This window comes from Cellulomonas sp. NPDC055163 (genome assembly GCF_053607065.1).
In genome coordinates this window covers 365,646-387,745 of sequence record NZ_JBSGSU010000005.1, presented here as the reverse complement: position 1 = coordinate 387,745, position 22,100 = coordinate 365,646, and the positions used below count along the sequence as shown (strand labels likewise).

Here is a 22,100-nt window from a genome sequence, read left to right as displayed (position 1 = left end):
GATGCGGACCAACCACCGTGGGTCGCGGCGGACCGCTTTCGCCGGCCAGTACGCCGCGCACCTGCTGCGCCTGCGCGCCCTCGAGCTCGTCGACCAGGGCACCACCGACCCTTTGGGTCGTCGCGCTCGCCGAGGCTGGGACGGTGCTGGACTCCTGGGACTGGGACGAGCGCATGTACGGGGCCATCGCCCTGCGCAAGACCTATAAGGACCTGCCCGGGGAGCAACCCGAGCGGACCGTGATCCGCCCCACCAGCTACGTCGAGGGGTGGCTCGCGCACGCCGCCGGGGAGTCCCTGATCCCCGCGACCGGACGCCTGGCGCAGCACGCCCTCGAGCACACCCCCCATCACCCGCGACCGCTCGGCCGTCGCCTGGTACGCCGTGCACGGGGCACGGTTCCTCGACGAGCTCACCGTCACCCGAGAGAACCCCGGCCGCGGCAGGCCCGCCTCGAGGACGCCGAACGCCTCGCGCTCGTGCGCACCGCCGTACGCGCGATCCACACCGCGCCTGACCTCCAAGACGATCTGGCCCAACGTGCCGGCATCACCAGCCCCACCCTCGACGCCTGGCTCAAGGAGAACCCCGATGCCTGACCTCTCCAACAGCGTCCCTGCCGGAGCTGCGATGACGCCGGCGCACCTGGCAGTGGAGCACGAGGACCTCGTGCTCCTGCGCGAGCTGCTGGACAGCGGCGCCGACATCGAGGAGATCGACGGGGGTCTGACCCTGCTCCAGCATGCGATCGATGTCGAGATTGACGGGCTCACCCAGAGTGGTGGCCCCCTGCACGTGGACACGACGGCATACCTGCTCGCACGAGGCGCCGCCCCTCTCGCCTGCACCCCCAGGGTCGGGACGGCGCTCGACTTCGCGCGGTCCAGCGGGCACTGGCTCGCGGTCGCGGTGATCGAGGCGCACCTCGCGCGAGCAGCACGCTGACCGAGCAGTAGCCGCCGGATGGCTCTGCCGGACCCATGCAGGGTCGGGCAGAGCCCGCCGCGGTCACAGGCCAGCGGCGACCTGTTTCGCCACGTACAGCACCGCGATCGCGCCTCCGAGCCGCAGCGTGAGCTCCACGAGCCCGTCGAGCACCTTCCCCATCGGAACCACCTGGCTCTCCGGGCCGGCCCTGTGCCGACCGCTGCTGGAATGTCGCACCCGGCACCCACGCCCGAACCCCGAACGGCGCAACGGCAGGGGCTGTTCGGAGGCGGCGCAGCGGCCAGGTCGGGTGGTCTGCGAGAGCGAGTGCGCTCAGCGAGGGGCGTCGAGAGGCACCGCGTCGCCCGCGCGGATCCAGGCGTTCCAGGGCTCCTGGCCGTCGCGCGGCTGGGCGACGAGCACGTGCCCGGGGGCGCGGGCGACGACGTCGAGCTCGAGCATGACGGTCTCGCCGCGGTAGTTCTTCGCGGTGACCCGCGCGCGCCGCGGCGGGCGCAGGAGTTCCGGTTTCCCCTGGGGGTCCCCCACGGTGACGACGAGGTCGTACCAGTCCGGCTCGGGAGTCGAGTCGCTGGTCACGCGCCACAGCATCCCGCACACCGGCGCACGGCTCCGCCCGTGCCGGGCCCAGCGCACGTCGCTGACCGGCACGCCCTGGCTCGATGGAGCGGAAAGACCGTCCTCATTCGCAGCTTGTCGCTATGAAACTCGCTCTACCGCGGGTGCGCCGGTCTCGTCGCGCCGGCGCTCGTCCACCGCGTCAATCTGCCTTTGCCGCCACTGCGAGATTGGCCGTCTAATCAGCGGTAAGCACGACTCGGGCCGCAACTGCCTTGTCGGAATCGGAGGCATATTGGAGGAGGCCTAATAGAAGTATGTGCGCCACCTGGTGTCCGTGCTTGGCTACTAGCGCAACGTGGAGATCTCGTAGTGTCGCTTCTAGCGGGTCTGCGATACCCGGCTTTTGCGCGATCGGAGCGCGGATGCCACTCAGAACCATCGGCACTTGTTCGAGTCTCACCGAGGGCTGAGCGAGGAGTCGCCTTAGCAGGATCTGAAGATTTGACGAAGCCGCGTCATCCGGAAGGTCGGAGGCAACCCCGAGTGCGGCGGCGGTCACCCAACCTTCAAGAATTGCAAGGTCAGGAGCGCGCGCAACGGCCGTCTCGACAAAAGTGATAACGCCATCAGGTTCAACCCACGTCTGCGAACGCGTCAGGGCGAACGCGGAGCCTTCAATCCGCCAACTCGCCAGCTCCGCAGCGTGAATGGCGACGTCTGAGCGGAAGCCGAGATCGACAAAATAGTTGTGCAGAAGTTGCGCTTCAATCGTGTCGGCGATGTCTGTGCTGTAGTCGCCAACAAGTCGGAGATGGCGCACCAGGTCGACGGTGGTGAACACCTGTACGCCCGTCGAGGCCGCGACTCGCGCCAGGACGATATCGTCGCACCAGAGGGGTTGACCGAGATTCGCCGCGAGATCGGCCGGACCCAACCAGACGTGGGCGCTGTCGTGGTCATTCAGTTGCGCGAAAGTAGTGAGGGGTGGCTGCGTCCGCCGACGTGTGCGATGTAGCAGTTCTACCAATCGATCAGCTCGACTAGACAAGGCGCTAGCCGCGGATTCACTGATCGTGCTGACCCGAGGCTGCTCCGTGGCTGGGTCCCAGCCGACGGACATGGTCGAACGCATCGCCAAAGAAGTCTGCGCGGACAGCGCGTCATGGAAGACGGCGTGCGTGCTAATGAGCTCGCTGAAGCGAGCACGCAGATCGTTCACGGTTGCCTGGTCGAGTAAAGTCAAGGTAGCCAGCGCAGTTGCGTCGATCAAGCACGGTCCATTGATAGCAGCCGCTGCGGCAGTTGCTCGTGACTCTTCGCCCAGGCTCGAGAATCCGAAAACTTTACCGGCGAGTCGCCGAAGTAGCGCCTCACTCACCGATCCCGTCTCGGCCGTGAGCATGCCCACCGGGAGTTCACCGTTCGCGACGCGGGTATGAAGTTCAGCAAGCGACTCGTGCCGACGCTTAAGCACAGGCTTCATCTCGCGCAGCGGGTCATCATCGGGGCCGACAGGGATGGCCTGAAGTGTTGGGGAGTCCGAGTGCCGGTCGAGCAAGTCGGCCACTACGGTTCTCACCGCTTCGACGTCCGCATCGTCGAGAGGGTCCGGAAGCAATGTTGTCAGGCCCATCACGAACGCGGGCGTGATCTCAGGAGTATCGGCCCACGTACGCACCACGCTCAATACGCGGGTAGTCAACGACGCCGCCCGCGGGGAGCGCACCACAAGTTGGAGCCAGAGCCTTGCTTCGCTCGGTGTGCGAGGGTCGATCGGCTCGCCGGAGTTCGTCAAAGCAGTCCACGCGCCGCTGATGTCGCCGAGCTGCACCAGTGTCTGCGTCAGCGCCCAAGTTGCCGATGCGTCGGTTGGATCGAGTCCCACGAGAGCTCGCGCCTGCTGCAGAGAATCTTCGGATCTGCCATCGGCTTGGAGAGCCTCAAACATGCAGGCGCGGGCCGTAAACTCCCCGGGCCAACCATTCCCCGCCATCGCGATTGCTGCTTCGCAAAGGCGTATTGCATCCGAAGGTTCACCGTTCTTCATCCGGGTGTTCGCTGATGCGACGAGGAGCCTAGGGAGTGCGAAGTTTCGGCCTGCACGTTCCAGGACCGTCGCAGCCTCTTCAAGTGATCCCTGCGCCGTACACACCTCAGCCAACGTCACGGCGATTGCGGGGTCGTCATCTTGGTGTGACCGAAGGCGTGTTAACCGGTCAGTCCCAGGGGCGAGTACAGCGTGCAGTTTTCGAAGGTCCCGCACTGCGTCCGGGAAGCGTGACTCGAGTTCAGAAAGATCAGGCAGCGTGTCGCTGTGCTCCGATAGAAGGCGTCCAACTCGGAGGCGCTGCATGTCGTCATCAGCCAACTTGTACGCGTCGAGAAGAAGTTCGGCGCCGCGAGATTCATTCGACTCGTTGATGGCAACTATGCCGCTAGCGAGCGCGATCGCGTGCGGGTCGCTCAGACTTCGGATCGCGGCTCGAGCCATCTCCGGTGGTGCCGTCATCGCAAGGAGGACGGCACGCTCCTGACTCACGGTGGGATCCGCCGACTCCGCCGGAGTCGCTTCGCCGTCGGGCTGGGCTGTCACCAGTCCAAGGGCAACTCCGATATCGCCATAGAGCACGATTATCCCCGCTGCAAGCACGACCGCTGCTGCGCTGTCGCCGCCCCATGATCGTCGTGCATTGCGCGCTTGGATAGCGAGACGAAAGGCCACGTCAAGATCGTGGTAAGGGGTCGCGGTCTCTCCAAGGCGGGCACGCCGGGCCAATAGTGCCGCCGCTGACATCGCGGGTCCCGAGGCGTACGGATCGGCAGCGGCTGCTTGACTGAGTACCTCGATCGCATGATCTTGCTCATCGAGCTGGATCAACGACCTCGCCAGTAAGATCGCTTTAAGGGCCACGTCATGAGGTGCCGTGGGATTCCATTCGCGGACCGTTGCTGAAGCGGTCGAATCATCGCCGGCTCGAAGCAGAGTAAGAGTTGCGCTGAGCGGTTCGGAACTTTGCGCAGCGTCGAGTAGCGAATCTGCTCTCGCATCATCGATTCCATCAAGCGCCATAGCGGCACGCGCTAAGACATAGCCTTGCGGCGTTGCTCCTGCTTCGATCGCTTCGTTGAAAAAGTAGGCCGCAGCGTTACCTGCCTTATAGTCGGCAGCGACCCTACCTAGCCACAAGAATCCGCCAGCCCCGGCGTCTTCTAGAATGCGTGGGCGCGAGTCCGCCCATTCGCCGAGGGTCCTCGCCGGATCAGGCGACTCAGCGATTGCTTGCACCATTTCTGCAATCCTGGGCCAAGCTTCTCGAAGCGCGGCAGCCTCAGTCGCTCGCCACGGATGGAGTTGGCGACTGTTCTGATCAAACTTGCTGGCCGGAGAGTAAGCTTGGGCGACCGTCTGACGCGTCGCCTCGTTCTCCTTCACGATCTGGGCCGAGAGTCGGCTCTCGAGATCGGCTAACGCTTCGTTTAACTCCAGCGCGATCGTCGTCTCCCGAATGATGATCGGTAGCAAGCGTTCCGCGTCGGCGCCGCGGTTGCCGCCGCTTATTCGGCGGGACAGGTCGTCAAGCGCTGCGGGGAATGATGAGCTCTGCCCGGTCTGGAGAAGGGTGCGAGTGTCGGGCCGACCGAGCCATCCAAATATTCCACGCACCGTCACACCGATGCCAGCACTTTGCGCTAGGGACGCCGACCGTCGAGCCACGCGCAAGCGGAAGGTTCTCTTACCAACCTCTCGCTTTGCTGGATTGGCCGCGATGGCGGAGAGCAGTCTGATGAGGGTCGGGTCAGGCACGAACACTGATTTCTCCCCTTACTTCGTGCGAGCGAAGGCGGCTCGCCCGTACGCGTAGCGCCGAAGGGTGGTGGGCTGACAGTCGGAGGCCGCCAGATCGCGCAGGAACAGTGGGGCGCCTTCGTGCTCTGCGTCCGGGAACACCACGCGGAAGCGCAGCCCACTGCTCGACTCGACGACCCGCCCCAAGGTGTTCACCACCACGGCACGGTCCCACACGAACCGGACATCCTGGGTCCGACACCCGCAGTCCCAGTCAGACGTCACCGTCCAGTCCCCTCCCGAGTGCTGCCCTCGGCCTCTTGGTCGAGCGCGACCGAACGCGCCCGGATGAAGGAGTTGGGCGGCAGATCTATGCGTCAGTGAGGACGACCACGACGTCCGAGGCGGACCATAGCTCCGCCTGCCTAGCGCCGGCTGCGCCGTAGAGCTCCGACCCGCGTCACGTCGAGGGTCGCCAGACCGCGGCTGTGATGCGGGCCGCGGTTTGGTGGAGATCGACGTCTGAGAGAGAGGCGGTCTCACTGGCTCCGCGCTGAGGCATCTGCAAGGGGGTCACTCCGGGTGGAGCATTGAGGTCGAGGCGCCACCAGTCGAGCACGTCAGCCTCGATAGCGAGTGCCTCATGGCCGTCGGCGACGTCCCAAACGGTGAGGATCGTCTGGTAGGTGGTGGGCAGCCAGCCGTGGCGTGCGTGGTCGGCGAGTCGGGTCGATTTCTGGCTGGTGACGCCGACCTTCACGGCCCCGAGTCTCGGAGAGGTGAGGAGGTAGACGATCGAGGGTGCCTCGACGTTGAATCCGGAGGGTGCGCAGGCGCGGCAGCCGCCTTGGCCGCCGCGAATGCCCGCGTAGCGAGGGCTGACGCGTGCCTCGCAGGTCGTGCACAGGCACGGCCATGGGGTCTTACTGTTGCCTGGATAGGGCACAAGTGGTTCAAGGTTGGCGGCGCGCATGAGGTCGGCGGCGCGCTCGGGGTCGACGATCTGCTCGGCGCAGTGTCCGCAGCCGCGGTGGCCGCGTTGCACGTTGTTGTAGGCGGGGGCCACGGATGCGCCGCAGCGCAGGCAGACGCCGGGCCAGGGCTTGTCGGCCCCGGGCCACGACCCAGTGACGAGGACGCCAGCACGCTCACGCATGAGCTCACGTGCCTCGTCGACGTGGACGGCTCGGCCGCTGCAGTACTTGCAAGGGCCCTGGCCGGCTCGGACGGCTGTGTAGGTCGGCCTAACCTCTCGGGCGCAGCGTTGGCACCGGCTCGGCCATGGGTCGTTGGCCCGCTGGTACGGCTGCTGAGGGTCGACGCCTGCGCGACGCATCAGCGCGGCGGCCTCGAGTGGGTCGACCCTGTTCCCCGCGCAGTACCCGCACGCACCTTGCCCGGACCGCACGCCGTGGTGGGTCGGGGTGACGATCCGGCCGCAGCGCAGACATTCGCATCGCCATCGTTTCTCTGTGCCCGCGTAGCGCTCCAGGGGCCGGGCGCCTGCCGCGAGCATGACCGCCGAGGCCGCCTCGTGCGTGATGCGCTTCTGCTGCGCGCGTCGCCCGATGCCGCACGGCGCGCACCCGCCCGGCTTGCCGCCCAGCTGCTGGATGGTGTTGTACAGCGGGGTGACGACACGGCTGCATGTGTCGCAGCGGCATCGCCAGGGGGTCTTGCTGCCAGGGTAGTCCTCGAGGGGCGTGAGTCCGGCCGCTCGCATGACCTGGACCCGTGCGTCCTTCGGGTTCACCACCTGACCATCCATGTCTCTACCTCTCGCTGCGTCCCGTCCGTGGCGCCGCGCAACGTAGCAGCACCGTCCCACAGCGTGGGCCAGCCTTTCCGGGCGACGTCCTTGGCGAGCCGGCGGGGTCAGCCGAGCCTTTACTGAACCTCTGACTGTGGAGGTCTTGTGACTATGCCAAGAGGAGCGTGGTGGTCGAGGGAGTCGCGTTCTGCACCGCTGACGTCACGGCTGGCGTTCCCAGCCGTGCGCTGCAGGGCTTGCAGGCGATGCGCGCGGAAGCGGGCGACAGCGGTGGGCGCGCTCACCGTCAGATCCTGGCGCCTTGCGGTGTCCCAAGCGTGCATGTCCCCCCTGTCCTGACGTCACTTCAGCATCGATGGCCCGGCACCAATCAGAGGCGGGCCCCGGGGCAGCAGCGAGGGCATCATTGGTGCCTCTGAGGAGTGCTCGTGATCATGACGCGTACTCGGGATCGAGCGCTTCGAGGGTGGCTTGCAGCCGGTCTGATAGGCGGTCTGCTTCGTCCTCCGCTCCTGAGGCTTGTGCAGCTCGGATGGCGTCGTAGTACAGCGTCTCGGAGCATGCTTCGGCTAGCAGACCACGCGTCGCGGCGAGGATCGCGCCCTGCGAGTCGCCGGCGGCGAGGAACTGCCCTGACAGCACGTGCGCGATGTCGACGATCGCGGCGATCATCTGCTGCGCGTCGTGTTCGGCCCAGATGTACTCGTTCCCGGCGATTCCGCAGAGGGGGCGGTCCCGCACGAGTGCGAGCGCCTCGCGCAGCGCCTTGTGGGCGCCGGTGTCCGTCGCGAGCCCTTCTTCCGCGAGATGCCGGAAGTCGCCCCAGTCACAGGCCACGTCAGGGCCGAGGTGGTAGTGGCCGTCGGCGTCGACGGGTGGGAGGTTGTGTGCTCCGACGCGTTGGCGGGTGCGGTAGATGAGGCTGTTGCGGGTTTGATTGTCGACGCGTCGGCCGTGCCAGAGGACGTCGTCGAGCTCGGGGCCGGTGGCTTTGCCGCGCAGGGCGAGGTAGACGAGGAGCTCTGTGGAGCGCTTGCCGAGTGGGCGCGTTCCGGTGGGTAGTCCGAGTACCTCGATGGGGCCGAGGACATTGATGCGCAACCCTGTGCCTTTCCCGACGCCCGTACGGGCGGAGGCGTCCGGGGCCGAGATTGCTGCCAGGGCGCGGGCGGGTTCGTCCTGATCGACGTCGTCGGTCGTCTTTGAGCCGGGCTCCGATCGCGAGGCCGTCTCCGCTTCTGCCGTCGCCAGCAGGTCGGTGATGCGGCTCAAGTCGTCCGCTGTCAATCGAGGCGCCGTGAGCTCTGTCCCCGCTGGCTCGAGCGCGGCGGAGCCGTCGGCCCCCACCGTCAGCGTCCAGGAGCCGTCGAGTGAGCTTGTGGTGAGCAGGACCGAGCCGGACCAGGGCGTCGGTGGGTGCCATCCTGCGTGTCCGAGGGGGGTGTCCAGGTACACGACGGGCAGCCATGTGTCGATGGCGGTGCGGTCCGACCGGGCTTGGAGGGTGTCGTCGATGCCGTTGGCTCCCAGCACCGCTGCGATCGACCGGGCTCGGTCGGCGTGCTCCGCGGGGAGCGCTGTCGTATCGGCGCACTGCAGGCGTGCGGGGTCGGAGGCGGCGGCGAGGCCTGCGAACTCGGGTCCGGTGAGGATAGCGACGCGGCCGGTGAGGTCGCTCGTGGCGAGCTCGGTGATGATCGCGCGGAGGGTGTCGTGGGCGGCGTCCGGGTCGCCGGTGACGGCGAGGGTGCCAGCGGCTTCGAGGTTGGCGATCACGGTGGCGTCGTCGGTATGTCCGAGGGTGACCAGTGCCGGGTAGGGCTCAGGGCGGTCGGGGTCGTCGTCGAGCGGGACGTCGCCCACCAACGCGGCGGTGCTAGCCCTCCAGACGCGGGGTTCGTCTGCGGTGAAGGGTTCAAGTGGTTCGGGGTCGTCGTCGGCGAGGTGGAGCTCGAGGCGCGTGCCGCTCAGGTGGAGCGTGGTGATGCGGGGGAGGTCGCGCTCGGCGCGGTAGGCGCGGGTAGCGAGGTTGAGCAGGGCGGTCTTGAGCTGAGGGATCGACATCGCAGCGGTGGCCGTGCGGAGCGTCCGCTCGGCCGCGTCGGCTGGGCTTCCAGGGGCCGGGAGCGGGATGCGTTCGCCGGTGCGCCGTCGGCGGTGTTGAAGGCGGCGGCGCCGAGTGAGTTCCCCGATGACGCCGGCGGCAGCCAGTCCGGTGAGGCCCAGGACGAGTTTGGTGACCGACGCGGCAGGCTCCGCCTCATCGGTCACACCGTCAGTCTCCGGGGCGTGACCCACTCGGATCTCGTCGCCCTGTACGGCCGGTTCTTCCTCTGTCGGCGGGGTTGAGTCGGGCGACGGGACACCGTCCGCTCCCCGCTGTTGCTGATCGTGCGGTGGTGGCTGGTCGCTTGCGTGCGCCGGCGGTTCGGCGGCCGGAACTCGCGCTGCCACGGCGGATGCGGGCGCCTCGCTGGGCGCAAGGTCCTGTGCCGGCAGGAGGAGTTGCCAGCCGGGGTGGATGAGGTCGGGGTCGGTCAGGGTGCGGCCGTCGTCTTGCGGGACTCCGGCGTTCATGTCGAAGACCGCGGGGTACTGCGCTCCGTCGCCCAACTGCATGGCGGCGATGTCCCACAGCGTGTCGCCGGGGACGACCTCGTAAGGCGTCGGCGCTGCGGCGGGGAAACCGCCGCCCGTCTGCGTCCCCGTCGCGTCGACGGGGAGGTTGACGGCGTCGGCGGGGAGGCGCAGGCGCCAGCCGGGGTAGATCCAGTGGCTGTCGGTGAGGGTCTGTCCGTCGGGTTGGGATAGGCCGAGGTTGAGGTCACGGATTTCGGTATAGCGGTGCCCGGAGGACAGGTGACGCTCGGCGAGGGACCACAGGGTGTCACCGCGCTCGACGATGACGACCGGGTAGTTCGGCGCGTGCCCGGCGCTGATCTCCTCCTGGATCGCAGCGGCCGGTGCTGTCGGCGCCGGCCGCGTCGGTGCGTCCGTGGCCGAAGCCGTCATCGTGGAGCCCGGTTCCGTTGCTGCCCGGTCCGAACCCGTCATCGCCGTTGAGGAACCCGTCATCGAGGAGTCGTGGGTGTCCTGCACTGAGTCGGGTGCGGTCGCGATGACGGGTGGCGTGGCGGTGCTGGAGCCGATGACGGGTGCGGCGGTGGTGAGCAGCAGCCCGGCGGTCGTTACTAGCGTGCCGGCGAGGTGCTGCGCCCAGCTGAGCATCGGCAGTGACGGTGCGGGGACGTGGCGCAGGCTCGCGGCGGCTTCGATGACGGCGCTGCCCGTGAATGCGGCCCAGCCGGTCCACGCGATGATGGCCAGGAGCCCGAGCAGCAGTGACCCGTCATCCGGGCGCATGAGCGCTTCGCTCACGGCGGTCCAGGTGGGCCAGGTCTGCGGGAGGCGCAGCGGGGCGATGACGGCCAGCAGGAGCGGCACGCCGATGACGAACCCGGCCAGCGCGGCGGCCGCGGCGAGGCCGCGGGCGAGGTCGCCGGCGCTTCGGGGTCGGGGAGGGGTGGGCGCGTAGGTGGGGGTCATGGCTGCTCCGCGGAGATGCGGTGGATGAGGCGGGCCTCGCTGTAGCCGGTGGCGGTCACGCTCGGGATGCCGATGAGCGAGACGAACACGGTGGGCGCGGTCGTGGTCACGGTGACCTCGACGGTGGTGCCGTCGGGGCTAATCTGCACGCTGCCGGACTCGCCGGCGGTGGCGAGGTAGGCGTTCGCTGCGTTCACCGCGGCGTTCCGATCGACCCCCACGGTCTGCGTTCCGACGACCGCGGAGAGTGCGACTTCTTGGCCGGCGGCGCGGGCGGCCTCTGCGGCGACGGTGTCGGCGCGTTGCGCGGCGCGGATCTTGACGCCGCCGTCGACGACGAGGCCGATGAGGACCAGGAGCCCGAGCGAGGCGACGGCGACGAACACGCTGATCGACCCGGCCTCCCGGTCGGGGTGTTGGGCGTGGCGCGGGTGGGTGGTCATCGTGCGCGGAACCGGTCGAGCGGCGAGGTGGCCGTGGCGGTCAGGGTCCGCGCACCGGGCAGCCCGGGCAGTGCGAGGTCGGCGAACGACACGGTGCACGTCAGGTGAACGGCGACCGTGGCGGGCTGCCCGACGCGGCGCGTGAGCCCGGAGGTGTCCACCGTCGTGCTGGTCGCTGCGCAGCGCAGGTCCTGCCCGTCGAGCTCGCGCGCGGCGGCGGCGGTGGCTGCGGCGTGCGCCGCGGTGCCGGTGCGCATGAGGGAGGCCTCGCGTGCCGCGGTCGACGCGGCGTGCTCGACGGCGCCCGACGCGACCTGGACGCGGCCACCGACGACGACCAGCCCGAGCACGAGCAGGAGCGCGGGGGTGATGATCGCCAGTTCGAGCGTGGCGCTCCCGCGCTCGCGATCCTGACTCGGCGCCCTCATGGTGTGCCCGCTGTGGTGAAGCGTTCGATCGGAGCCTCGGCGGCCTGCCGGACCGCCGGCCCGGGGACACCGGGGAGGATCGAGATGGCGCGACCGGTGACCTCGACCCCAACTTCGCCGGGGCCTGGGCTCATCGGGGTGGTGGCGACATCGACGAGGGTGTCGGCGCCGTGCGCGTCGACGAACGCTCGCGCCGCGGCGGGCGCCGTGCTGTGGTCGGCGTCGTAGGTGCGGGCGACGCTGACGCCGTGTTGTGCCGCGGCGAGTGCGAGCGAGCGGGCGTGGAACCAGAGCCCGTACTGGACGAGCGAGGTGACCACCAGCAGCAGCGCGGGGAACAGCAGCGCGAGCTCCACGCTCGCCGACCCCCGCTCGGACCCGCTCGCGAAGGCGCGTTGCAGTCGCCTCGACGGCAGGGCCGCCGGGATCACCGGTGCGCGCAGTGTCGTCATCGGGGCGGGGGCGTTCAGGTGATCTGGTCGACGCGTCGCTGCACGGCGGCCGTGACGGCGACGACCAGGAGGGTCGCCACGGCGATCAGGCCGAGGGTGATGATGACGAGCTCGAGCGTCGTGGCGCCGAGCTCGGCATCGGGGACGCGCTCACGGGCGCGCCGGCGGGCGCCGGCGACGTAGCCGTTGAGGATGATCAGGGCGGCGAAGGTGTGCACGGTTCCCTCCTGGTGGTGCGGTCAGCCGAACAGGATGCGGACGAACGCCGGGTAGGCGAGCAGGGCCATGAACGCGACCCCGAGAAGCGTGGTCGGGACGACCATGTGCTCCGAGGCGGCGTTGGCCTTGGCGGTCGCGGCCGTGAGCAGCTGCGTGCGCAGCGAGGCCGCGCGGGCGCGCAGGGTGGCGTAGACGGCCGCGCCGTCGTGACCGGCGAGCGCCATGATGTCGGCGAGGTCGCCGAGCTCGGGGACACCGGTGGCCTCGGCGAGGTCGGCCAGGCCCTGCCAGGAGGGCCGTCCGGTGAGCTCGGCGCGCAGGAGTGCGTCGCGGATGCGGGTGAACTCACGGGTGGTGCCGATGCTGGCAGCGCGGTCGAGGGCCTCGGTGATGCCGGCGTCGGCGGCTCGCTCGAGTGCGACGAGCTCGAGGTACACGCAGGTGGCGCGGCGCAGGTCCGCTCGCGCGATCGCTGCACGGCGCCGCAGGTCGAGGTCGGGAACGACGAAGAGCAGCGCGCCCAGCGCCAGAGCCGCCACCGCCGGGATCACGACGGGCGACCGGACCCCGAGGAGCGCTGCGGCGAGGGTCAGGACCACGGGGAAGGCAACACCGAGGACCGCATGGCCGACCTTGCGCGCCGCGAGCTGTTCGGGTGTCTCGTCGAGCATCCGCAGGTCCGCGGTGAACCGGCGCAGGCCGAGGGTCTCGACGAGGCGTGGGAGCAGTCGACGCTCGAGCTCGCCGGTGAGCCGTGCACCGACTCGCCGCACCGCCGGCCCATCGGGCCGAGACGCAGCAGCCCGAGGGTCGAGCCTGGCGAGGGCGGCGTGCAGGTTCGGCGGCGCCGGTGCGAGGGCCGCGACGAGAGTGATGAGCCCGACGCCGAGGAGGGCGCCGGTGAGCAGGACGGGCCACACGCTCATCGGGCCGCCTCCGTGCGTGCGGTGAGGAACCGCGGCTCGGGCGCCGAGAGCGTCAGGGCGCGCATCCAGGCGAGGCAGCCGACGAACGCCGCTGCGATGAGGGCCAGTACGAGCTGGCCCAGGGGGTCGGCGTACGGGGCGAGATACGTGCCGTTGAACGCCCCGTACGCCAGGACGCCCACGGTGATGAGAGTGATCGCGCGGGCGGTCGTGCGGGGCTTCGCCCGTTCGGCTTCCACCTTGCGTTGAACTGCGACGTCCTCGGCGACGGAGTCGGCCACCGCGGTGAGCACCCGGGCCAGGCCGGGACCGTGGCGGCGCGAGGCGAGCACCAAGGCGGCCACCACGAGGTCGGCGGAGGCGTCGTCGACGTCGTCGGCGAACGCCCGCAACGCCGGCTCGGCGGGCCAGCGCGCCGACAGGCGGGCGACGAGTGCGGTGACCTCCGGCTGGAGCGCCGGTGGGCAGGTGCGCAGGCTCGCGGTGATCGCCTGCTCGAGCCCGACCCCGGCGACGAGGATGTCCGCGAGCCGGCGCGCCCACTCCTCGATCGCCTCCACGCGCGCGATCCGCCGCGCGGCGAGCTTGCTCGTCCCCAGCAGGACCGGCAGGCCGACGACGGCGATCGTCAGCAGCACCCCAGCGACCGGCCATCCCGTGATCGCCCACGCCAGCACGCCGGCCGCGCCCCCGATCGGCCACCGCCACCGCGCCCACCCCGCCCGAGCTCCGCGTGCCGGGCCGTGACGCCAGCGGCGCCGCGACGCGCTTTCGACCGGGACAGCGGTGCGGCGTGCGCCAAGGACGACGAGGAGCAGCCCGGTGAGCGTGCACGCGCCGGCGACCGCGGCCAGGAGGGTTTTCATTGGGTCCTCCGGTCGTCGATGCCGATGGTCCACGTGCCGGCGGTGTGGTCGAGGAATGCCGGGTCGAAGCCGGCGCGGACGAGGTCGTCGAGGCATGCGGGTCGGTGCAGCGGGACCGCGCGCCCGTCCGGACCGGGGCCGAACACCTTGGTCGTCGTAGGTCGCAAGCCTTCGCCGAGTCCGCTGATCTCGACGACCTGGGACACGAACCGGTGCTTCGGCCCACCCGTCGCGGACCGGTCGAGCAGCGTGAGGTGCACGAGCAGGTCGACCGACCCGGCCAGGAGCCGGTAGGCGAAGGCCTCCGTCATGGACACCCCCGCGGACAGGCACAGGGTGACGATGCGGTCGATGGCGTGCTGTGCGGTGCGGGCGTGCAGCGTGCACAGCGACCCGTCGCCGGTGGACATCGCCTCGAGCATGGGCAGGACCTCGGGGCCGCGGACCTCGCCGACGATGATCCGGCGCAGGTTCATCCGCAGGGCGTCGGTGACGAGGTCGGTCAGGGTGATCTCACCGGCTCGGCGCCCGTGGGCGTCCTTCTCGGCTGACCCCTCGCGGGCTTCCATCGCGACGACGCGGGGGTGGCGGTGGGGGAGGTCGTGCAGGTGGAGCTCGTACTCCTTCTCGATCGTGGCGAACCGTTCCATCGGCGGGAACTCGTTGGCCAGCGCGCGGATGAGTGTTGTCTTCCCGGCGTTCTGCAGCCCGGTGACCACGATGTTCTTACCCGCGCCGATCGCGGCCCGCAGGAACGCGGCCAGTGCCGTGTCGAGGGTGCCGAGGCGGACGAGGTCGTCGAGGTCGACGTCGCGGACGCGGTGCCGGCGGATGACCAGGTGCGGGCGCGGGGTCACCCAGGCGATCGCCGCGAGGCGGGAGCCGTCGTCGAGGCGCAGGTGCAGGGCCGGGTGGGCGGAGGAGAAGGTGCGCTCGGCCGACCCGTGGTGCGCTGCGAGGAGCTGCACGATCTCGATGAGCTCGTCGTCGGACTCGGCGACCGGCGCGGCCTGTCGGTCGTGGCCGTCGGCGTAGGACACCCACACGGACTCGTGCCCGTCGACCTCGATGTTCTCCACGTCCGGGTCGTCGATGAGCGGCTGCAGTCGTCCGAGGCCGAACAGTGCGGCCATGACGGCGCGCGCCATGGCCATCTCCGCCTCCACCGGCCACGGGTCCGCGCCCTCACGGACCCGCCGCCGGGCGTGCTCGGCGAGCTCGTCGGCGACCAGCGCCCGCGCCAGCTCGCGCCGGGCGGTGTGGTCGGTGACCTGCTCGACCTGCAGGCGCGCGGCCAGGCGCTCCGCGACGGACCGGCGCACCTGGCGCACGACAGCCGGGTCCGGCGCCGCAGGGCCAGCCTCGACCGAGCCGCTCTCCGGCTCGCTCAGTGACCTCGGGATCGCCGTGGCCGCACCTTCGGCGTCCCGCGTGGCGCCGTTGCGCTGATCTCCCACGCGAGACGAAGCCAGGTCGGCCAGCTCAGCGACCCGAGAGTGGCCGTTCACGGCGGCGGTGCCGTTCGCCGGTCGCGCCACGTGAGGGTCTGGTCCCCACCAGTCCTGCGGACTCATGACCCGACCGCCGACGGCACTGTCGTGGGCGCGATGCGCAGGTGCTGGGCCAGGTCACGGGCCGAGCGCAGCAGGGCTGAGCGCTCGAACCTCCAGCCCGTCGACCCGGCCTCCGCCAGCGCACCCGCCGCCCACCGATCGACCGCGACCGGCGGCAGCGGCTCGAGCTCGAGCTCGGTGCTGATCTCACGCGTCGAGTACGGCCGCCGCTCGCCCACCACCACGGCTGTCGTCCGCGACCCCGGCCCACGGGACGCACGCAGGTCGCGCAGCGCGGCAGCGGTCGTCGTCACGGCACGGAGGCTCGAGGCCAGCACGACCGCGACGGCGTCGGCAGCCTGGAGCAGGACGGCCGGTTCGTAGCGGTGGCCCAGGCGACCGGCATCCACCACCACGTCCACGCCGGCCGCGTCCAACACACGAGCCGCATCGGTCAGCGCCTCCCACACCGGCGTGACTGCCCGAGCCTGCGCGGTCGAGGTGAACCCCAGCAGCACCATACGACTGGCTCCCGGGTCCAGCGCGAGTGCCTCATCGAGGAACGCATTTGGTCCGGGGCGGCTCCGCTCGGCGGCGAGCGCCAGGACACCACCGCCCGCGACGACCCCGGCATGCAGGTAGCCCGGAAGTACCCCGGACCCGGCGGGGTCGGCGTCCACGACGAGCACCCGCCGCTCGGGGTGCACCAGCGGCCAGACCCACCCCAGCCCGAGGGCCGTGGTCGTCACTCCCGGCGCCCCGGACGCCGAGCAGAGCACGAGCAACGTCATCGCTCCTCCCCAGCAGGAAGGATGACGAGCGCGAACCGGCCTGTCGCTGCCCGAGCGGCCAGAGCGGGGCCGTCCTCGGTCGCGGCGACGAGGTCGACGACGACAACACCATTGAGGTCCGGCGCACCGACACGGGCGACGCTCGCCTCGAGCGTCACCGGTGTGCCGTTCGGCGGTTCGGCCTGCGCCGCTGGGGTGTCCACGACCAGCACCCGGTCGCCCGCGGTCAGCCCGCCAGCTGGCATACGAGCCGGCTCGAGGGGGAGCGGGACGAGCACCTCCCCGGGGAGCGGCGGACCGACCGGCTGCACCTGCGCGGGCGCCAGCACCGAGCCGGTCACCAGCGTCGCGCCCGCAACCTCCCCCACGAGCCCCTCGAGCTGGTCAGCGGGGATCGACTCGATCGTCGGGTCCAGCGCCACATCGGCCACGGTCAGGTCCTGTTCGGTCAACGTCGCGCCGTACGGGACGTCGCGCGCCAGGACGACCACTGCGGTGCGGTCGCTGGCCGATGCGACCAGCCACGCCGCCCCGAGTGCGCCGACCAGGGCGAGCACGATGCCGGCCACCATCAGCCCGGGGCGGCGCCGCGCTCTCGGCGGGATGAGGACGGGTGCGCGCAGGGGAGCGGTCGTCCGGCCGTTCGTGGCCGTGGAGGTTGGGGTGGTGCCTGTCGTCATGGTGGTGCTCCGATGACGTGCCCGCGTGGGAGAGGGTCTCAACCGGTGACGAGCACTTGAAGCTCGCCGATGCGCACCGTCGTCGAGGACGAGCGCGTGAGCGTCAGGGATCCGGACGCGCCTCCACCGCTCCAGGTGACGTCCCAGGTGGAGGTCGCGGTGACGGTGTACGCGTCGTTCGGCTGACCGGCCGAGGGCTGCTCGTAGACGTAGTCACAGGTCGGTGACTCGATGCCGCCCTCGTACCAGGGTGTCCCGGCGTTCGGGCACACGACCGCGTTGCCGTCGCCCATGTCCCACCGGATCTCCGACACCTGAGCCGTGGCGGTGACCGACAGCCCCGGGACGGACGCCGTCGCCGAGTTCGGCCCCCACGTCGTGGGCGAGACCTCGGTCCACAACCAGACGGGAACGCCGACCAGCCCCAGCCGGTCCGGCGGAACCGTGATCCCGATCGCCGGACCCGCGAGCTGCATCTGATCGACCGCGCGCGACGCAAGCTCCGCCGGCGTCACGGAGATACCACCGAAGCCGGGAGGCGGCGTCGGCAGCCACGTCCAGCCGCCATTGGTTCCGGGCAGCGTGCCGGTGCAGCTCACCTGGTACATGGCGCCGTTCGGGTAGTTCCCCTCCCACAGAGGGTCATCCGCCGGCGGCTGCGGGTCGAGCAGCCTGTAGTAGCAGTCGTCGGAGTCGTTGAACCAACCAAAGGCGTTGCTACATGGCACGGTCTGACCGGTGAGATCCACTACGCACACGCGCTCGCCGGGCGCGCCTGGAGCAGGCTTGTTGGCACCGATTGGAGCGCTCGGTGCCCCCGGTCGCTCAACAGAGACCGTGCAAGTAGTCACGGTGGGCGGGCAGACAGGCGCGGGGTCACTCGCGGCAGAGGATGCGGCTGCGCAGAGGAGCAGCGCTGCCAGCAGCGCCGCGCCCATCGCCCTTGTGCGCTTCAGCACGGCTGGTCCCGGTGGATGAGCGTCTCTCGGATGACCCACCGGCCGTCGTAGACGATCGCCCACGCCTCGACGACGAGTCGAGGGGATTGGTTCTGGGCCGCGGCAGATTCTCCCGTGTCACGGAAGATCGGCGTCCAGTCGCTCGAGTCAACGCAGTCGGTGACGTGAGCGGTCGAGGTGGCGAGCTCAACGGTGTCGACGACCGGATCGAGTCCGGGAGCCCCGACCATGACTATTCCTTGACGCCTGTACTCGAAGAGCGCCTCACCGACTCCGGCGAATGCCTTGTCGACGGCGTAGACAGCAAGCTCCGCCGGCGGATCCGCCACGGGATCACCGAGGGCGGCCACCTGCGCCGCCCAGAAGCCGCGATACGCATCGAGGATCGCGGTCTGAGCCGCGGCGACTGCGGGATCAGGCGTCGGAGTGGGTGTCTCTGTCGGGCTCGACGGCTCGACCGATGTCGGCGTCGGCGAGGGGTCCGCTTCAGCGTCCCCGGGTGAGCACGACGCGAGCCAGCCCGCGGTCAGGAGGCACACGAGCACCAGCGAGGCGCGAACTGTTCTCGACCGCTGACTCATCGGCGATCACCGCCCCCTGCGGACCGCACATGACCCACACGCTGCCCGTCGACACCGACGGGCTGATTCCCATTGCACACCCAACCCGCGGAACCGGGGAACCCCGTCGTTCCCGCACTTCGGTGCTCTCGCGCAGTCCTCATGACAGCAGGTAGGCGCACGGGAGGGACAACATGCGATGGCCGCGCCTGCATCTGTGGATAACTCCACCCATGTGCCGGCTGTGCATGACGCGCGCTCTACGCCGCCCGGCGTCGCTCGCTCCCAGCATCGGAGGGCCGCGACCGGTCCCGCGTCGCCAGCAGGGCGCTCCGCACACGCTCGTGACGAAGTGCGGACTGACCATCGGTCACCAGAAGCGGCAATACTCCCGGCGCCGCGGCGGTGCCGCGCAGAGCCAGCGCGAGGCGACGAGCCTGCCACGGCGGCACACCCAGGTCGACCGCCAGGAGTCGCCAGCCGACGATGGTGCACCGGGTGTCCGGCGTGGTCGGCATGTACAGCACGGCGTCAACGATCCGAGCCGCTTCATCGGCCGGCCACCCCACGTCGACCAAGGCGCGATCCGCGGATGCGAGCAGCTCGCGCCAGACGACCTCGCCCACAGGTCCGGAGTCGGCGCTCGCGGGCTCGTGGCCTTCGGCCATGACCACCTCGAGCGCGATCGGTGGGCTCAGCTCTCCGGTTCGTACGGCGGCCGCGAGGGTGCGCGCGCGGCGCTCGTTCGTCGCGAACTGCGCCGCCACGACCTCGCCGAGCACGGCGCGGCGAGCCACCTGCCAGAGCACTCCCCATGGGGAGCCCGCAGAGCGCAGCGAGGGCTTCGTCATCGCGACCCACACGGCTTCCCACGCCGTCGCCTCCGCCTGGGACGCAGCGGCGCCGCGCACGCCGAGGTCGATCGCTAGGGGCCGCACCAGTTGCGTTCGGACGTACTGCAGCAGCGCCGTGCCGGCGGGGGAGTCCCAGCCTTCCGCGTCGACGGCGGCGAGGGCGCCGAGCAGCCCTTGCCGGTCACGCGTGATGCGTGGGGCGCACGCCTCGTCCGTCAGTCGCCCTGCATTGGTTCTCATGATGGCCTCCTCGCGTCGCTGGACACGGGAGACAATCCGCACCGGGTGTAGCCGTGCCGATGACGGCGACGAATCGCTGATGACGCGCACGATGACCGCCACGCGCGCGCACGATGACGGCCACGCGCGCGCACGATGACGGCCACGCGCACCTGCGATACGTTCCCCTCGTCATTCGGCCGGGCGTCTTCGGAGGGTGATGACGAGGTGGAGGTGGATCGTGCCTCGTCGGCTTGGGCCTCTCAAGACGGCACGCATCAGTTGTCGGTCGGGTCCTCGAAGGCGGCAGCTCGGACCGGTCCGCTTTCACCCGCGAACCGGACGGGCCCGTCGATGGAGCCGCGTTAGCGTCGCGCCATGACGTTGACTGCTGGAGCTGGTCCTCTACCGGCGCTGGTGGGACAGCGGTACCCGCACGGGTGCGCGGTGGTGGACGTCGAGACGTCGGGGCTGAACGCCTCTGCGGATCGCGTGCTGCAGATTGCAGTCATGCAGCTCGATGCCCATGGCGCGCTCGAGGAGTCCTGGTCGCAGCTGCTCGACCCGGGCTGCGACCCCGGACCGGTGCACATCCACGGGCTGACGCGCGCCCGGCTGGCCGGTTCGCCTCGGTACGACTCGGTGGCGCACCGGGTGCGCGAGATGACGGCCGGGCGGGTGCTGGTCGCGCACAACGCCGCCTTCGACTGGCGATTCCTCTCGGCCGAGGCGACCCGTGCCCGTTCGCCACTGACGGCGTCCGGGCGTCTGTGCACGCTGGCGCTGACCCGTCGCCTCGACGTGCCGGTGGAGAGCCTGTCCCTGGCGTCGGTCGCCCGGTACTGGGGTGTGCAACAGCTCCGCGCGCACGACGCCCTGGACGACACGCGGGTGGTCGCAGAAGTGCTCCGGCACTCCCTGGTCGCTGCTGCTCGACTGGGTCTCCGGCTGCCCGTGGTTGCCCACACGGATGATGCCGAGCGGGTGGTGCACCCAGCGCGAGCACCTCGACGTCCGTGTCCGTGGAAGCACCCCGGGCGCCTCGCTCCTGGCTCAGCCCTGGTCCAGGGGATGACGGTGGTCTTCACCGGGGCGACGACACACCCGCGGGAGGCGCTCGTCCGCGACGCGATCGACGCCGGCCTCGACGTCATGAACTCCGTGAGCAGCCGAACTAGTGTGCTGGTCACGAACGACGCGCAGAGCTCGACAGGCAAGGCGCTGGCGGGCAGGTCGCACGCCACCCCGACCCTGTCCGAGCACGAGTTCGTCCGTCGCCTGTCCCACGTCCAGCCAGGCACACCCAAGGCGACGACCGCGACCCGGCACCACCCGCGGCCGCCCGCCGCGCCCAACGCGGCCCGGAAGGAGCCCCACGGGCGTCTGCACGGACGCCGCGTGCTCGTACTCGGCGGCCCACACGAGCACGCCGCGGCCGTCCGTGCTCGCGTCGCCGAGCTCGGGGGGCAGCCGGCGGTCTACCTGTCGGCGAGCGTCACCGACATCGTGGCGCTGGCCGGCGCGGAGCAGGACGCGAGGTGGAGCCGAGCCGCAGCACTGCCTCTCGGCTGGCTCGACGACGTCAACCTTCAACCTGTGCCACGGCGCACGCTGACGGCAGCGCTCGAGGAACTGCCCGCGGCCGCCACAGCCCCGTCGGTCGCGACGCCCCCGAGCGAGAGCGTGGTTCTCACCCGCGGCGCCGTGACCGACCTGCGCCCGGCGCCGGGCTGGACACTCAGTGTCCAGTGGGACACCACAGGTACCTCGACACTCGAGGTCGACGTCGTGGCGTTCGTCGTGGACGACGACGAGCAGGTCGCGGACGACAGCGACTTCTGCTTCTACAACAACCCCGTCCACCCCACCGTAGCGGTCGAGCTTCTCAGCGACGCCCCCGGCGAGGCTCTGGTGCAGCTACGACCGGACCTCCTGCCCGAGGACCGCACACGGGTCGTCATCGCCGCCGCACTCGACGGTCACGGCACCTTCGGCGAGCTCGGCGCGATCGAGCTCGTCATGCGCACCGACGAGGGCACGGCCGTCGCCCGGTCCACACTCGACGCCGCAAGCACCGAGACCACACTCATCCTCGCCACCGTCTATGACCGCGATGGTGTCTGGAGGCTGCGCGCGGTCGGGCAAGGATTCGAGTCGGGCTTGGCCTCGCTGGCGGTGGGTCACGGCGTCGACATCGACGACTGATGATCGGGCGGAGCCCTTCGCGGCGTAGCGTCCCGACCAGTGGGTCGGGTCGCCCGCGGCGAACCCGGGAGGCGCTGAGCGGACCGGAGGCGCTGGACATCTAATGGACACTTATTGTCAGCGAGGAGGCCCCAGCGGGCGCTGAGTCTGTCTAGCATCGAAGGGTCTGCACCGCACCGATCCTGACGTTTCCGCAGGTCACAGCCGAGATGAGTCGAGATGAGCCGCAGGCCCGTCGAATCGTGAAATCGGCGTTCCGACTCAGGGGGTCAGGGGTTCGAGTCCCCTCAGCTCCACTCTTCGCGCTGGTCAGTGGCCACGTCGGGATCCTG

Annotated in this window: 19 protein-coding genes; 3 read left to right on the top strand and 16 right to left on the bottom strand. The window is 70.1% G+C overall.

The genetic code is table 11. The features are described 5' to 3' along the window. Positions 1–143 precede the first annotated feature (143 nt). Both ACWFNE_RS12290 and ACWFNE_RS12285 read left to right on the top strand, forming a co-directional pair. Positions 144–599: a hypothetical protein gene (locus ACWFNE_RS12290; protein WP_452122696.1), complete on the top strand. Its 456-nt coding sequence runs from the start codon at positions 144–146 to the stop codon at positions 597–599. Next, the gene (locus ACWFNE_RS12285) at positions 592–945 is read left to right on the top strand and encodes a hypothetical protein (protein WP_452122695.1); all 354 of its coding nucleotides are present in this window, start codon (positions 592–594) and stop codon (positions 943–945) included. Before ACWFNE_RS12290 ends, ACWFNE_RS12285 begins: the two co-directional genes overlap by 8 nt. Before the next feature lie 315 nt (positions 946–1,260). Here the strand turns inward: ACWFNE_RS12285 and ACWFNE_RS12280 are convergent, their stop codons facing one another. The 16 genes from ACWFNE_RS12280 to ACWFNE_RS12205 all read right to left on the bottom strand — a co-directional run bounded on the left by ACWFNE_RS12280 (position 1,261) and on the right by ACWFNE_RS12205 (position 19,686). Next, a complete protein-coding gene (locus ACWFNE_RS12280; RefSeq protein WP_452122694.1) occupies positions 1,261–1,527 on the bottom strand; it encodes a hypothetical protein in 267 nt (88 codons plus the stop codon). 217 nt (positions 1,528–1,744) lie between these two features. Beyond that, the gene (locus ACWFNE_RS12275) at positions 1,745–5,320 is read right to left on the bottom strand and encodes a PIN domain-containing protein (RefSeq protein ID WP_452122693.1); all 3,576 of its coding nucleotides are present in this window, start codon (positions 5,318–5,320) and stop codon (positions 1,745–1,747) included. Between the two features lie 436 nt (positions 5,321–5,756). Then, entirely contained in the window at positions 5,757–7,064 is a 1,308-nt protein-coding gene (locus tag ACWFNE_RS12270) for a hypothetical protein (protein ID WP_452122692.1), read from the bottom strand. Positions 7,065–7,499: 435 nt separating this feature from the next. Beyond that, entirely contained in the window at positions 7,500–10,613 is a 3,114-nt protein-coding gene (locus ACWFNE_RS12265) for a LysM peptidoglycan-binding domain-containing protein (RefSeq protein WP_452122691.1), read from the bottom strand. After that, positions 10,610–11,056, bottom strand: a complete 447-nt coding sequence (locus tag ACWFNE_RS12260; protein ID WP_452122690.1) for a pilus assembly protein TadG-related protein — start codon at positions 11,054–11,056, stop codon at positions 10,610–10,612. Before ACWFNE_RS12260 ends, ACWFNE_RS12265 begins: the two co-directional genes overlap by 4 nt. Next, on the bottom strand, positions 11,053–11,484 hold the full coding sequence (locus ACWFNE_RS12255) for a TadE/TadG family type IV pilus assembly protein (RefSeq protein ID WP_452122689.1): 432 nt from the start codon (positions 11,482–11,484) through the stop codon (positions 11,053–11,055). Before ACWFNE_RS12255 ends, ACWFNE_RS12260 begins: the two co-directional genes overlap by 4 nt. Next, entirely contained in the window at positions 11,481–11,840 is a 360-nt protein-coding gene (locus ACWFNE_RS12250; protein WP_452122688.1) for a TadE/TadG family type IV pilus assembly protein, read from the bottom strand. Before ACWFNE_RS12250 ends, ACWFNE_RS12255 begins: the two co-directional genes overlap by 4 nt. A gap of 110 nt (positions 11,841–11,950) precedes the next feature. Further along, on the bottom strand, positions 11,951–12,154 hold the full coding sequence (locus ACWFNE_RS12245; protein WP_452122687.1) for a hypothetical protein: 204 nt from the start codon (positions 12,152–12,154) through the stop codon (positions 11,951–11,953). A gap of 21 nt (positions 12,155–12,175) precedes the next feature. Next, on the bottom strand, positions 12,176–13,081 hold the full coding sequence (locus tag ACWFNE_RS12240) for a type II secretion system F family protein (RefSeq protein WP_452122686.1): 906 nt from the start codon (positions 13,079–13,081) through the stop codon (positions 12,176–12,178). Then, positions 13,078–13,719, bottom strand: a complete 642-nt coding sequence (locus ACWFNE_RS12235; protein ID WP_452122685.1) for a type II secretion system F family protein — start codon at positions 13,717–13,719, stop codon at positions 13,078–13,080. The genes ACWFNE_RS12240 and ACWFNE_RS12235 overlap by 4 nt, the downstream gene beginning before the upstream one ends. Positions 13,720–13,943: 224 nt before the next feature. Continuing rightward, positions 13,944–15,404 carry a CpaF family protein gene (locus ACWFNE_RS12230; RefSeq protein ID WP_452122684.1) on the bottom strand — a complete coding sequence of 487 codons (1,461 nt, stop codon included), beginning with the start codon at positions 15,402–15,404 and terminating at the stop codon, positions 13,944–13,946. A 113-nt stretch (positions 15,405–15,517) separates the two neighbouring features. Continuing rightward, on the bottom strand, positions 15,518–16,291 hold the full coding sequence (locus tag ACWFNE_RS12225) for a hypothetical protein (protein WP_452122683.1): 774 nt from the start codon (positions 16,289–16,291) through the stop codon (positions 15,518–15,520). Beyond that, entirely contained in the window at positions 16,288–16,860 is a 573-nt protein-coding gene (locus ACWFNE_RS12220) for an SAF domain-containing protein (RefSeq protein WP_452122682.1), read from the bottom strand. Before ACWFNE_RS12220 ends, ACWFNE_RS12225 begins: the two co-directional genes overlap by 4 nt. 149 nt (positions 16,861–17,009) lie before the next feature. Beyond that, a complete protein-coding gene (locus tag ACWFNE_RS12215) occupies positions 17,010–17,930 on the bottom strand; it encodes a hypothetical protein (protein ID WP_452122681.1) in 921 nt (306 codons plus the stop codon). After that, entirely contained in the window at positions 17,924–18,511 is a 588-nt protein-coding gene (locus tag ACWFNE_RS12210; RefSeq protein ID WP_452122680.1) for a hypothetical protein, read from the bottom strand. The genes ACWFNE_RS12215 and ACWFNE_RS12210 overlap by 7 nt, the downstream gene beginning before the upstream one ends. A 239-nt stretch (positions 18,512–18,750) precedes the next feature. Continuing rightward, positions 18,751–19,686: a hypothetical protein gene (locus ACWFNE_RS12205; protein ID WP_452122679.1), complete on the bottom strand. Its 936-nt coding sequence runs from the start codon at positions 19,684–19,686 to the stop codon at positions 18,751–18,753. Positions 19,687–20,013: 327 nt separating this feature from the next. Between ACWFNE_RS12205 and ACWFNE_RS12200 the strand changes: the two genes are divergently transcribed. Beyond that, complete coding sequence (locus tag ACWFNE_RS12200; RefSeq protein WP_452122678.1) at positions 20,014–21,768, top strand: TerD family protein; 1,755 nt, start codon at positions 20,014–20,016, stop codon at positions 21,766–21,768. The last annotated feature ends 332 nt before the right edge of the window (positions 21,769–22,100 follow it).

Coding starts and splice junctions, on each gene's coding strand:
- ACWFNE_RS12270 (WP_452122692.1), bottom strand. CDS start 7,064: ATGGATGGTCAGGTGGTGAACCCGAAGGACGCACGGGTCCAGGTCATG.
- ACWFNE_RS12210 (WP_452122680.1), bottom strand. CDS start 18,511: ATGAGTCAGCGGTCGAGAACAGTTCGCGCCTCGCTGGTGCTCGTGTGC.
- ACWFNE_RS12255 (WP_452122689.1), bottom strand. CDS start 11,484: ATGAGGGCGCCGAGTCAGGATCGCGAGCGCGGGAGCGCCACGCTCGAA.
- ACWFNE_RS12240 (WP_452122686.1), bottom strand. CDS start 13,081: ATGAGCGTGTGGCCCGTCCTGCTCACCGGCGCCCTCCTCGGCGTCGGG.
- ACWFNE_RS12225 (WP_452122683.1), bottom strand. CDS start 16,291: ATGACGTTGCTCGTGCTCTGCTCGGCGTCCGGGGCGCCGGGAGTGACG.
- ACWFNE_RS12285 (WP_452122695.1), top strand. CDS start 592: ATGCCTGACCTCTCCAACAGCGTCCCTGCCGGAGCTGCGATGACGCCG.
- ACWFNE_RS12260 (WP_452122690.1), bottom strand. CDS start 11,056: ATGACCACCCACCCGCGCCACGCCCAACACCCCGACCGGGAGGCCGGG.
- ACWFNE_RS12265 (WP_452122691.1), bottom strand. CDS start 10,613: ATGACCCCCACCTACGCGCCCACCCCTCCCCGACCCCGAAGCGCCGGC.